A 13,246-nucleotide genomic window follows, 5' to 3' on the forward strand; every position below is an offset into this window, starting at 1 on the left:
GTTTGCAACAGCATATCAGACTATTTTCCATACAAAGTGCATTGCGGGGAATCTGATACGTGACCGTTGCTTTTATGATGTTTACCAAAAATTATTTATCAAAATTCACTTCAGGCGTTGTCAATTTATCATAGAAATCCACGACGTTATCCTTCTCGGCTGACGAACGCAGGGCCATTGCCGAACGCGGATGCTCGTCGAGTGCTCCTGTGATCATATATGGCAGGATGTAGCCCCATTCTTCTTTTTCGCGAAGAGGAACCATCAATTGTTCCAATACGCCAAGTACCGGACGCAAGTTATATTTCGTTCCCTTCAGATGCGCCACAAGAAGTTCAGTCGGGCAATTACCTGCTGCACGGCCCATACCATATACGGAAGCATCCAGTAGTTCAACGCCAAGCTCTGCAGCCACAAGCGTATTGGAGAATGCAAGCTGCATGTTATTGTGAGTGTGAACACCGAGACGTTTGTTTGGCAGATGGGTTTTGAACTTTTCAACGAGGTACTTCACGTCGTTATGGTCAAGACTGCCATAAGAGTCAACGATGTACACAACGTCTACGGAGCTCTCTTTAATCAATTCAAAGGCTTCGAGCAATTCGTTCTCCATGACATTGGACAGAGCCATAATGTTCAGTGTTGTTTCATATCCACGATCATGGAATGTTTGAACAAGTGCCAAAGCCTTGTCCACATCTTTGCTGTAGCAGGCTACACGGATCAGATCCAGCATGCTCTCACTGCGCGGCAAAATGTCATTCTCGTCCACACGTCCGACGTCAACCAGAGCAGACAATTTGGTATTTCCTTTTTGCGGGATCACTTTGCGCAGGAAGTCATCATTCAGGAAACGCCATGGTCCTGCTTCTTCGGCACCTTTCAGCAGTTTCGGCGAGTTTTTATAACCGATTTCCATATAATCAACGCCTGCCTCATTCAATCCAGCATATAGCTGTTGAACGAAGTCCACGCTAAAGTCCCAATTATTTACCAATCCACCATCACGAATGGTGCAATCTACAATTTTGCAATGATTTGTCTTCATTTGTCTGCTCCTTTTCTGACCAACTTGTGTATTCCTCTCATGATACTTGAACGTGACTTGAAAAGTAAAGGGATAAACACGTTATTGGGTCTAATGGTTCTATCGGGACTTCCAGTTCCGATCAATCTCGGACATTTCGGAAGGATTCGGAGCTTTTTTGCCATAACGAACCACGTTATATGTCCTTGTTAACATGTCGGAAAATCTCTGCGTATCTTGCTTGTCTGAAGAAGACTTATGATGAAGGATCTTCTCTGCTGCTTCCAGTGGAGTCTGTGCAGCTTCAATTTCCACCCCTTGCTGTCTGGCTTGATCTATCCATTTTCTGTAGTAGTAACGTACACGCTCCGCCTCCTGTGAGGGAGGTGTTTCTTTTTTCCGGAACCATGGTTTGCGTGGTCTCACGGGTGTTTCCAGCGTTTCACTAATATCGATGTATTCGGTCCGCGGCTCGGCACTACGCTCCCTGGGTTCCATCATCCCCCTCAATCGGTCCATAAGACGGTTTATAGTCTTTCTTCCCAATCTGAATATAAGCCATAGAATCAGCGCAGCAGAAGCACCTAGAACGAACCATCCCAGCATGTCCCAGAAAATAGATGGTTCTGACTGCTCTGTCACTCTGCCTGGAAGCTTTGATGGGTCAATACCAGAGTCTGGTGTCATGGGCAGCTGCGGATCGGAAGACGGGCCTATTAATCCTCTGATCCATGCGAGCAGACGATCCCGCAGTGGAGCGAGCCAGGCGGCTAGACTGGGAAATGCTCCGATACCTGCAATGATTAACAACATCCATATCAAACGCTGATGATTCGCTCTGTTGAATTCCCGAAGCACAATCTTTCTCTTGCCATCATTTAATACGGCTCTATCCAGCTGTGAACTGTAGACATTAAGGAGACAAACAACAAAACTGATGAAGCCTGCTGCATATAATGTTCCTCCATAGGTCTGCAAAGGGAATAAGGGCTCGAACCAACGCGAGAAGATACCTCCTATAATAGATCCGACAACGCCGAAGACCTGCCATCTCCACATCAAGGTGGAGCGAAGCGATGGTTCTGGCGCCAATCCTACAAAGGCTGATAACGCCCCCCACAGAAGAGCTGTGATTAATTCCGGTCCCGTAAATCCGTTTATCCAAGCGACGATAAGGGATACAACCACCCCCAGGAGCAGAGCTCCAACTAGCCGAAGCCACATACGGGTTCCTAATCCTTGAAACCTGTGGCCTAGCAGCACGCCAATGCCGCTTGTCAGAGCATAGATAATCAGCAGAAAATAAGGAAAATGACCGTTTGCATAGAATGAAGTAAGGGTCAACAAGGGAAACACATAAACGCCAATTAGCAGTATCGCGAGCAGAGACATCCCTAGTCTGGATTTACTTTCCCAAGTCGGATCACTCATGCACTCACCGCCTTGTTGTTCTTCGTACCGATGTGATCTGCCTCTACAGGCAGAATGGTTACTCGGTGTCCCTGTTCATGCAGGCGAGCAATCTCATGCTCCATGGCAGTAGAAACGTAAGATGTAATTAAAAGATAGCTTCGTGCCTGATGAGCTTCCTCATTGCGCTTCACTTCATCATTCAGGAACTGTTCCATGGGAACCATGCATTTCAACTCGGTTTCAGCCATTGCCTCCAAAAGAAGCTCCAGATGCGGACTGCCATAATCAGGTTCAATTCGAAGCGGATCACGCCCGCCATTCACCCGATAGCCGTTATGAGCGAATCCGGCAGGGAGTCCTCTGCCAATCGCATCGGCTGCAGCCGTTGCAGCATAGCTCAGTGCACGCTCAATCGGCTCAGGTCGGGTTACTACACTCCACATATCCTCCGACTCCTGAATATTCACAATAATCCAGGACTGTGGATCCGCTGTCCAGCCTTGCTTGTATACCTGCAGCTCGCCTGTACGTGCGCTTGCTTTCCAATGAATTCGGTTCATGGGATCGCCTGCTCCGTAAGGACGTACGCCAAGAATAAGAAATGGATCCTCCACGATCCAGCGGGATACCTCTACCTCCCCCTGCCACACCTGATAAATAGCAGGCAGATCTTCAGCAGCTACCAGCGAAGGATATACGATCATGGACAGATGAACAGGGATCGGTTGGGTACTTCGCCAGACGCCAAACAGATCTCCACCTGTCATGGTCACCGTATTCAACGTGTAGATACCACGTTTACTGCACATAATCGGATGCTTGCGTGTAATTCTCGTAAATGGTTTCAAAGTAAATATACTTTTGTGATTCTGGTAAATATCGCCCTGGCTGATATCCATGCCTGAACCACTGCGAAATACAAAGGATCCGGGCATCATTGCCTCAAGTCTCAGCCAGGGGACTGTGACCCGCTTCTCGTTCGCTATCGTCTCCACCATCTCAAGCTCATCGCCTGCGTAACAGCGCAGTTTGCTGAATTCACGTGTATACTTCAGCCTTCGTAATGCCGGGCGTCCAAACCATACACCTTGTAGGCCAATGATAATGCCCCCTACAATGACAAGCCATAATAGTGCCATAATTACCGTCCACTGCCGGTGCCAATGCTTTCCGTTGGCACCTCTGCCTGGCTCAGAATCTCATGAATGATCCGCTCCGCAGCGCCTTCCTGTTGCCTCACCCTGTTACGGAATACAAGTCGGTGAGCCAGTACAGGTTCAGCCAGAACCTTGATGTCATCTGGTAGAACGTAATCCCTGCCATGCAATGCTGCCCAGGCCTGACACGCCTTCAGTAAGGCTTGCGCTCCCCTCGGACTAACACCAAGCGAAAGCTCAGGATGTCTACGTGTCTCTTCCGCAAGACGAATCATGTATTTAAGCAGGTCTTCTTCGACCTGGACGGACTGGTATGTACGCTGCGCCTCAAGAAGCTGCTCACGACTTAATATGGATGTAAGATCGTTAACCGAACGACCCGCTACAGTCCTTCTCAGAATCTCTACACTTTCATCACTGCTTGGATAACCCATGCGAATCTTCATCATGAATCGATCCATTTGTGCCTCAGGCAGCGGAAAGGTCCCCTGATTATCAATCGGGTTCTGGGTTGCTATTACGATGAATGGACGTTCCAGCTGTCTCGTTGAACCATCAATACTGATCTGTCGCTCTTCCATGCATTCCAGCAAGCTTGATTGGGTTCGCGGTGTAGCACGATTGATCTCGTCGGCCAGCACAAGGTTCGCGAACAACGGACCGGCTCTGAATTCGAAATCACCAGACTTTTGATTGTAGAAATGAATTCCCGTCAGATCAGACGGCAGCAAGTCAGGGGTGAATTGTATGCGTTGAAACGTACAATCCAACGATGAAGCTACCGATTTGGCCAGCATTGTTTTTCCTGTACCTGGTACGTCCTCAAGCAATACATGTCCTGAAGCGATAACTGCGGTCATGATCAGTTCTATGGTTCGCTCCTTGCCTACAATCACCTGTCCCACATGATTCGTCAGATTTTTATTCATCTGTTCCATTTCCTGAATATTCATCATGCACCTTCCTTTCGCAAGCTATGAATATGTATCCGCATTCATTCTAACTATAACCCATAATGCTTCCAAAAAAAAACAAAAGGAATCGGCCAACATGCCGATTCCTGCTCATCCTGCACTATTACACTAATGGGAGCATAATCATAAACCGGGTGCCTTCACCCTTTTTACTGTCAACCGAGATTGTGCCCCCGTGGTTTTTGATGATGCGATAACTTACCGAAAGACCCAGTCCTGTCCCGCTCTCTTTTGTCGTGAAAAATGGATCGAACAAACGTACAAGCGTGTTGTGGTCCATACCCTGACCGTTATCCGTTATGGAGATCTGCACATACTTGTTCTCGGTTTCAGTGGAGATTCGTATGAGACCTGTATGCTCTTCGCCTACGCCATCGATGGCATCCATTGCATTTTTCACCATATTCAGAATAACCTGCTTAATCTGCTTAACATCAATGGAGACGTTCATCGGCGAGTCTGCTTTATCTAGGGTAATCTCGCACCCTTTCATCAAGCCTTCGCTTTCCGTTAGTAAGACCACCTCTTTGAGTAAGGAATCCACCGACATAATGGTCTTCTGCGGTGCTGACGGTTTGGAGGAATTCAGGAATTCATAAATAATATCGTTCGCCCTGTCAATCTCCGTCAATATGATCCTGGCGTATTCATCTTTCCCTAATTGCAGCAAATGTGGGCGCAGCAGCTGTATAAACCCGCGGATCGCTGTCAAAGGATTGCGTATTTCATGCGCGATAGATGCTGAAATGCGTCCCAGCATGGCAAGCTTGTCATTCTGATAAGCAGTCTGTTCTATTTGTTTATAATCAGATACGTCCTTGACACTGAACAAAAAATCTCCATCCATCTGATCTCCGTAGGTTACTGTGACCAGCCAGTGTCTGCCATACTCATCAATCAGTTCATGATAGCGCTTACGGTGAAAGATGGTCTCCCGGTAGATACGTAAAATTTTCTTTTTCTTGAATCGGCTCATCTGTGGATGATGCAGCATTTGCATCAGGGTGCAGCCGCTCAACAGACTTCTGGGAAGCTCCAACAATTTTGCCATTTGAACGTTAATAAACGTCAATACACCGTTGCTGTCAAACAACATAATACCGCTATCCAAATGCTCCAGAACATTTTCATATTTGTTGTAATCCAGATGTACAGGCGGGAAACTGTTCGTTGGGTGAGGCGCTGTATCCTGAAATTCACTAATCATGACAGGTTCCTCCTTTTCACGTAAATGATAAACTTGCCATTCGGACATCATATCATCACAGAAACAGGAAGGGCCGATTTATTTTTCATTACCGGTGCCCTTTCGTTGGGGGGCTGAGCCGAAAATATGGATGGCACGTCCGGAACCTTAGCTGGTCTATTCCCGGTAACCAACAATTGATCCGGAAAATAATATAAGTTTGTTTGTTCCATTCAAAACCTTCTCCTATTTCCAAACACGAACATTTTATTTGCTCCGCCTCTTTTGCAAGTCTGTTTTTATCATAGACAAGTTTATAGAAGAGAGTCAATCAGAGAAAGTGTCGAATGGTAATTATTTTAAGAAAAACCTCGAAATACCCGTTTTTCAAAACACAAAAACGAAGCCTTTTCGCAAATATCGCGAATCAGCTTCGTTCATATCCAAATGATTACATAACAATATAGAGCATAGCAATCAAATTAATCTATAGTCCGCTTTTATTGTGCTGAATTTTAAGTCTGCGCTGGCTCATTACGGCTAATCGGCGTTTGAGTTCGCTCTCCCACTTCTCATCCTTCATTTCCTTGGCCAGTCTCAGGAGATCAAGTGACATGTCAATTTGTCGCTGAACAATGACCATCGCATCCTCGCTCTCGCGGTTGACGCAATTTTCGAAGATTGCATCCTCATCCTCCGTCACGTAATCCTGAAAATCAATCTCGGAAGCTCCGTCGCCATGCGCATATTCAGCCAAAATTTCATATTCATTTTCCACTTTGTAATGCACTTCTACCCGGTGGCATACCGGACAAAACAGCAGGGGAACATTATGAACCTGGGTGCGGTAATGCTTCAGCGTGCCCTTTGTTCCCACCATACTTGCCCCACAACAGTAACTCATTTTTGTTCACCCTCCTTATTACGTGCCGGGACCTTTTATTTAGAGATGGTCTCCCTAGCACCTGCAGCTTTTCTAAAAAAGAAGTTGTTCCATCAGTGTATCTCATTCATTACCATATTATCATGGTGATGGCCCGAAAATATTTACGGGGTTTCCATACCCTATTCGCCTCAAAGGCCTTCAATTCCTCTTTCGGGAGATGTAAAAACCTCTCATTCCTATAATACTTCATTAACACGTTTCTTGCCCTGTCTAAACACCCTAATCCAACTTCCAAATTATATTTGGGAAAAAGGGTGCAAAAAGCCCTCAATCCCGAATGGGATGAGGGCTTGAACCACAAACGTTCAAGTTAATCAGCTTACAGGTTGCTATCGCCTGGTTTCCAGTTCATTGCACACAATCCGCCGGATTGCAGTGCTTGCAGTACGCGAAGTGTTTCTTCAACACTGCGGCCTACATCGTTGTGGTTAACCACTTGATATTTCAATTCGCCTTCTGGATCGATGATGAACAGACCGCGCAATGCAACGCCTTCTTCTTCGATCAGAACGCCGTAATCTTTAGCCACTTGCTTCGTGATATCGGAAGCCAGTGGGAAGTTCAATTGACCCAAGCCATTGCTGTCTTTAGGTGTATTGATCCAAGCTTTGTGGCTGTGTACGGAGTCAACGCTCACGCCAAGAATTTCAGTATCCAAAGCTTTGAATTGCTCGGAAGCATCGCTCAAAGCTGTAATTTCAGTTGGGCACACAAATGTGAAGTCCAAAGGATAAAAGAAGAATACGAGCCATTTGCCACGGTAATCGGACAATTTAACGGAACCAAAATCTTGTCCGTCTCCCGATACTGTTTCCATTGCGAAATCTGGTGCTGGTCTACCAACCAAACGTTCTGCCATAACTAAAAATTCCTCCTTTGGGATTATGTAAGCATCCATATGGATTGCTCATCATCAAGAAAAGCGCGGACGCTTTTCCTGTTATTAAAATGGTTTGATACTTGATAACAAGTACAAGTAAAATGTTATCATTCGGACTTCTCAAAGTCAAGATTATAAACGTTATTTTTTTATAATAATTATAAATAAGAAATTTTCGTGCCAAAATCTAAAGTCCAACATATAAAGGAACAGCCCTCAATCTCTCCTATTGGAAAGCTAAGGGCTGCCCGATCATGATGTCTGAATTATGCCTGTTTACGGATCGCTGCAACGATCAGATCGCCCATTTCCGTAGTACTGATGGCTTTGCTCTTATCTACAGCAATATCACTTGTACGGTGTCCTGCATTCAATACTTCAGCTACAGCAGCTTCAATGGCATCCGCACCTTCTGCATAACCAAAGGTTGTACGGAACATAAGTGCAACGGACAGAATCGTAGCAATTGGATTTGCCAATCCTTGACCAGCGATATCCGGTGCCGAACCGTGTACCGGCTCATACAAGCCGAAGCTTCCTTCGCCCAGTGATGCAGAGGCCAGCATGCCGATTGAACCTGTCAGCATTGCTGCTTCATCACTCAAGATATCTCCGAACATATTTTCCGTTACGATGACGTCAAAGCTGGCTGGCCGACGCAGCAGCTGCATCGCACAGTTGTCAACGAGAACGTGCTCCACTTCAACATCCGGATATTCCGGGGCTACCCGGTTTACCACTTCACGCCAGAGTCTAGATGTCTCCAGTACATTGGCTTTATCCACAGAAGCGAGTTTTTTGCGGCGTCCTTGAGCAATTTCGAATGCTTGACGAACAATCCGCTCTACTTCGGTTACATTATATACACAGGTATCCACAGCTTCTTGCCCCTGTGAGCCTTCACGTCTGAATTTTTCACCAAAGTAAATGCCTCCGGTCAGCTCCCGAACCACCATCAGGTCCGTGCCTTCCAGTACTTCAGGTTTCAATGTGGATGCATCCTTCAAGCAGTCAAACACAACTGCCGGGCGCAAGTTGGAGAACAATCCGAGCGCTTTACGAATTCCCAGCAAGCCCGTTTCCGGACGGAGTTCTTTGCTGTTGTTGTCCCATTTCGGACCGCCAACGGCTCCGAGCAACACTGCATCCGCACTTTTGCATACGGTGAGTGTTTCCTCTGGAAGAGGTGTGCCTTTTTCATCGATCGCAATTCCGCCAAACAGTGCGTGCTCGGTTTCAAAACGATAACCGAATACTTCCTCCGTACGTTTAAGTACTCTCTCTGCTTCCGCTACAACTTCCGGACCGATACCGTCACCTGCGATGACTGCAATTTTTTTTACGTCTGTCATGGGTTGTCCAACTCCTTCATTCATTCTCAATCGAACGTGTCATACTTAACTCTCTCTTTTGTATCATATTCAGTGGTCATTTGACCAAGATATACAATCTATGACTTTAATAGATTTTACCTATAAGAGGTTTGGAGGGCTGTTGTTCTGCTCGTCAGACTGGAGTAAAATAATACGTGAAGTCAAATTCAGGTAACTCAGGAGGGATTGCAAACCATGCAATACACGTACTTGGGAAAATCAGGTCTTAAAGTAAGCCGGATTTGTCTCGGCACCATGAATTTTGGGCCCGCTACAGACGAAAAAGAAGCATTCCGTATCATGGATGCAGCACTCGATGCTGGTGTTAACTTTTTTGATACCGCTAACATTTATGGTTGGGGTGAAAATTCCGGCCTTACCGAGGAGATTATCGGTCGCTGGTTCAGCCAGGGTGGCGGCAGACGTGAAAAAGTGGTGCTTGCGACCAAGGTGTATGGTTCCATGCATGATGAAACGGATGGTCCCAACAACGATGCTGGTCTCTCTGCCTATAAAATCAGACGTCATCTGGAAGGTTCCCTTCGCCGCTTGCAGACAGACCATGTAGAGCTATATCAAATGCACCACGTGGACCCGGCGGTTTCCTGGGACGAGCTATGGGGGGCATTCGAAAATGCTGTCCATCAAGGCAAAATTGGTTATGTCGGATCAAGCAACTTCGCTGCATGGCAGATTGCCATTGCTCAAAGCGAAGCCAAAAACCGCCATTTCCTCGGTTTGGTGTCCGAGCAGCATAAATACAGTCTTAACTGTCGTTTGCCTGAACTCGAAGTGCTGCCTGCAGCCAAAGAGCTGGGCCTCGGCGTAATTCCATGGAGCCCACTTGATGGTGGCTTACTGGGTCGCAATGCACTTCAGAAGCTGGAAGGCACACGCAGCGGCGGCATCGCAGAACGCATTGAACATCATAAAACCCAGCTTGAAGAATTTGCAGCACTGTGCCGCGATCTAGGTGAACCACAGGATACGATTGCTTTGGCTTGGGTTGCAGCCAATCCGGCAGTGACCGCACCAATCATCGGTCCCCGTACGCTGGAGCAGTTCGAGACTGCACTTAAATGTCTTGAAGTCACATTGGATGAAGCGGTACTTAAACGTCTTGATGAGATATTCCCAGGTCCTGGTGGACATGCCCCTAACGCGTATGCGTGGTAATCTGCTCTAATTGCAATTTTCCAGATCCGTCCTACTTGATAAACATATCATTCAAGCTATAGCAAAAAGTCTGACCTTAGATCCATACCTAGGGTCAGACTTTTTTAGCTTGCTCAACAAACAGCAGTGCTGTTCGAGTGCTTTGGATGTTTGCTGCGTCTGTTTACAGATTCACGTTAACACGGTTGGTGTATGTTTTACGTTTCTCAATCAGCTGGTTAAGGCCATCCACATAAGCACGTGCACTTGCACCCAAAATATCAGTGCTTACACCGCGTCCCTGAACGGAAACCTGGTTCTGTGTCAATACAACATGAACCTCACCGAGTGCATCTTTACCATGTGTAACGGACTTGATGGAGTAATCGGACAGCGTAACTTCTTCCCCGCTCACCTTGTCAATTGCATTGTAAATGGCATCAACGGAACCATTACCTTCCGCTTGCTGTTCAACGTTGTTACCATCAAGCGTAGCAATACGGACTTTGGCTGTAGGAGTTGATTCATCCCCATACGTCACGAAGATGGACTCCAGTTTGTACACCTCAGGTGCATCCTGCAGCTTCTCTTCGATCACGGCGAGCAAATCCTCATCAGTGACTTCTTTTTTCTTGTCCGCCAGATCTTTGAATTGGGCAAAAGCACGATTCAGTGCTTCTTCATCCAGTTCATAACCCAGCTCAATCAAGCGCTCACGGAACGCGTGGCGTCCAGAGTGCTTACCCAGTACGAGCTTGCTTTCCTTCAGACCAATCGTCTCTGGTGTCATGATCTCGTACGTTGTTTTTTCTTTCAGCATGCCATCCTGATGAATACCGGATTCATGTGCGAAGGCATTCGCACCAACAATGGCTTTGTTTCCTGGAACAACCATTCCTGTCAAACGGCTAACGAGCCGGCTGGTACGTGCAATTTCCGAAAGCTGCAGAGAAGTTTTTGCCTGGAAGAATTCCTGACGTGTCTCCAGTGCCATGGCAATCTCTTCGATTGCCGTATTTCCTGCACGTTCACCGATTCCGTTAATCGTACCTTCGATCTGATCTGCACCGTTCAAAATGGCAGCCAGTGTATTGGCGGTTGCCATACCCAGGTCATTGTGACAATGTGCACTCAGCTGCACTTTTTCAATACCATGAACATTCTCTTTGAGATGCTTGAAAATGTTACCGTACTCATAAGGACTCAGATACCCTACTGTATCCGGAATGTTAACTACCGAAGCGCCTTCCTCTACGGCCATGTTCACCATTTCAACGAGGAAGTCATACTCAGTACGGCCTGCATCTTCAAGAGAAAACTCAATTTTAGAAAATGACTTCTTCGCATAACGAATGGCAGAACGAGCTGTATCCAGCACCTGCGCTTTGTCCATGCGCAATTTATGCTCGCGGTGAATCGGTGAAGTTGCCAAAAATACGTGAATGCACGGGTCCTGTGCACCTTTCAGCGCTTCTCTAACCGCATCAATATCCTGCTCTCTGGAGCGGGACAAGCCGATAACCGTAATATTTTTAACCGCTTTCGCTACTGCATTTACCGCTGCCAGATCGCCTGGAGATGCTGCCGGAAAGCCGGCTTCCATCCGGTCAATCCCAAGCCGCTCGAGCTGATGGGCAATTTCCACCTTTTCACGAGTGTTCAAATTGACTCCCGGGGATTGTTCTCCATCACGCAGCGTTGTGTCGAATACATAGATTTTACGCACGCCTCGCACCTCCTAGACTGTAATGTATGTTTGCCTCTAAACCAGCAATAGCGGCACACGCATAAGCACGGCCGCTATTTCCGGTTAAAGCTGTAAAATTGCTTATCTTAAAAGTGCATGAACCTCTAAGTGCAAATGCTTACTTCTTGATCCAGTGCATCATCTCACGCAATTGTCCGCCAACCACTTCGATTGGGTGTTCAGCTTCGTTGCGACGAGTTGCTGTCAGGAACGCACGACCGGATTGGTTTTCCAGGATGAAGTCACGTGCGAATTTACCTTGTTGGATATCGGAAAGGACTTCTTTCATCGCTTTCTTCGTATCTTCAGTTACAACGCGAGGTCCAGTTACATAGTCACCGTACTCGGCTGTGTTACTGATGGAATCACGCATGCTTGCAAGTCCGCCTTCATACATCAGGTCAACGATCAGTTTCAATTCGTGCAGACACTCGAAGTACGCCATTTCAGGAGCATAACCAGCTTCTGTCAACGTTTCGAAACCAGCTTTTACCAGGGCACTTACACCGCCACACAGAACAGCTTGTTCACCGAACAGGTCTGTTTCTGTTTCTTCGCGGAAGGATGTTTCGATAACGCCTGCACGTGTGCAGCCAATACCTTTTGCATATGCAAGACCGATGTCTTTTGCTTTACCTGTTGCATCTTGCTCGATCGCGATCAGGCCCGGTACACCGAATCCTTCCACGTAGGTACGACGTACCATGTGGCCAGGGGACTTAGGAGCTACCAGCAGAACATCGCTGTCTTTTGGAGCAACGATTTGACCGAAATGAACGTTGAAACCGTGGGAGAAGAGCAATGCTGCGCCTTTTTTCAGGTTAGGTTCGATTTCGTTTTTGTATACAGAAGCTTGCGTTTCGTCAGGGAGCAAGATTTGAACCACATCTGCACGGCTAGTTGCTTCAGCCGGAGACAATACTTCAAATCCGTCATTTTTTGCAGTGTCAAACGATTTACCTTCACGAAGTCCGATGACTACATTCAAACCGCTATCACGCAAGTTTTGTGCTTGGGCGTGGCCCTGGCTACCGTAACCAATTACGGCAATCGTTTTTCCTTTCAATACGCTAAGCTCTGCATCCTGTTCATAATAAGTAGTTACTGGCATGTTTATAAGTCCTCCTTTGTATTGTAAAGAACCCTTCATTAATGAGCGGGTGTCTCAATGGACCGGCATGCTGGCTGTTCCAGCAACTCTGGTCTGATCCGATCCGTTCAGACACCCGCCCTTTAATGCGGGTGTGTAGCTCTCTTTTCAAGCGTTACATCACTAAAATGTTGAATTGCAGCAGATGCAGGATCACGATGTCATTCAAGGATCACCTGCAGTCTGTTGTACTGCTTCTTCTCGTATCCTTCGTTGCTTACCCGATATGCATATTAGA

11 protein-coding genes are annotated in these 13,246 nt (G+C 46.8%); 1 reads left to right on the forward strand and 10 read right to left on the reverse strand.

The features are described 5' to 3' along the window. Positions 1–91 precede the first annotated feature (91 nt). From CHH60_RS10250 to leuB, 8 genes are all read right to left on the reverse strand, one after another. Complete coding sequence (locus CHH60_RS10250) at positions 92–1,048, reverse strand: aldolase catalytic domain-containing protein (protein ID WP_095288318.1); 957 nt, start codon at positions 1,046–1,048, stop codon at positions 92–94. Positions 1,049–1,147: 99 nt separating this feature from the next. Beyond that, positions 1,148–2,458 (reverse strand): DUF4129 domain-containing protein, encoded by a 1,311-nt coding sequence (locus CHH60_RS10255; RefSeq protein WP_095359116.1) that lies wholly within the window; start codon positions 2,456–2,458, stop codon positions 1,148–1,150. Further along, a complete protein-coding gene (locus tag CHH60_RS10260; protein WP_095359117.1) occupies positions 2,455–3,579 on the reverse strand; it encodes a DUF58 domain-containing protein in 1,125 nt (374 codons plus the stop codon). The genes CHH60_RS10255 and CHH60_RS10260 overlap by 4 nt, the downstream gene beginning before the upstream one ends. Before the next feature lie 2 nt (positions 3,580–3,581). After that, positions 3,582–4,550 (reverse strand): AAA family ATPase, encoded by a 969-nt coding sequence (locus CHH60_RS10265; protein ID WP_095359118.1) that lies wholly within the window; start codon positions 4,548–4,550, stop codon positions 3,582–3,584. Positions 4,551–4,674: 124 nt separating this feature from the next. Continuing rightward, the gene (locus tag CHH60_RS10270; RefSeq protein ID WP_095359119.1) at positions 4,675–5,778 is read right to left on the reverse strand and encodes an ATP-binding protein; all 1,104 of its coding nucleotides are present in this window, start codon (positions 5,776–5,778) and stop codon (positions 4,675–4,677) included. Between the two features lie 466 nt (positions 5,779–6,244). After that, positions 6,245–6,661, reverse strand: coding sequence for a hypothetical protein (locus CHH60_RS10275; protein ID WP_024628323.1), 417 nt, complete (start codon positions 6,659–6,661; stop codon positions 6,245–6,247). Positions 6,662–7,022: 361 nt separating this feature from the next. Continuing rightward, positions 7,023–7,562 carry a peroxiredoxin gene (locus tag CHH60_RS10280; protein ID WP_062320195.1) on the reverse strand — a complete coding sequence of 180 codons (540 nt, stop codon included), beginning with the start codon at positions 7,560–7,562 and terminating at the stop codon, positions 7,023–7,025. Between the two features lie 287 nt (positions 7,563–7,849). Continuing rightward, positions 7,850–8,935 (reverse strand): 3-isopropylmalate dehydrogenase, encoded by a 1,086-nt coding sequence (leuB, locus tag CHH60_RS10285; RefSeq protein WP_095288324.1) that lies wholly within the window; start codon positions 8,933–8,935, stop codon positions 7,850–7,852. Positions 8,936–9,151: 216 nt separating this feature from the next. Here leuB and CHH60_RS10290 point away from each other — a divergent pair, with 216 nt between their 5' ends. Beyond that, positions 9,152–10,132, forward strand: coding sequence for an aldo/keto reductase (locus CHH60_RS10290; RefSeq protein WP_095359120.1), 981 nt, complete (start codon positions 9,152–9,154; stop codon positions 10,130–10,132). A gap of 163 nt (positions 10,133–10,295) precedes the next feature. Here the strand turns inward: CHH60_RS10290 and CHH60_RS10295 are convergent, their stop codons facing one another. Further along, positions 10,296–11,837, reverse strand: coding sequence for a 2-isopropylmalate synthase (locus CHH60_RS10295; protein WP_095359121.1), 1,542 nt, complete (start codon positions 11,835–11,837; stop codon positions 10,296–10,298). A gap of 139 nt (positions 11,838–11,976) precedes the next feature. After that, positions 11,977–12,969, reverse strand: a complete 993-nt coding sequence (gene ilvC, locus CHH60_RS10300; RefSeq protein ID WP_095288327.1) for a ketol-acid reductoisomerase — start codon at positions 12,967–12,969, stop codon at positions 11,977–11,979. Positions 12,970–13,246 lie beyond the last annotated feature (277 nt).

The sequence above is a fragment of the Paenibacillus sp. 7523-1 genome, assembly GCF_002276415.1.
GTDB lineage: Bacteria > Bacillota > Bacilli > Paenibacillales > Paenibacillaceae > Paenibacillus > Paenibacillus illinoisensis_A.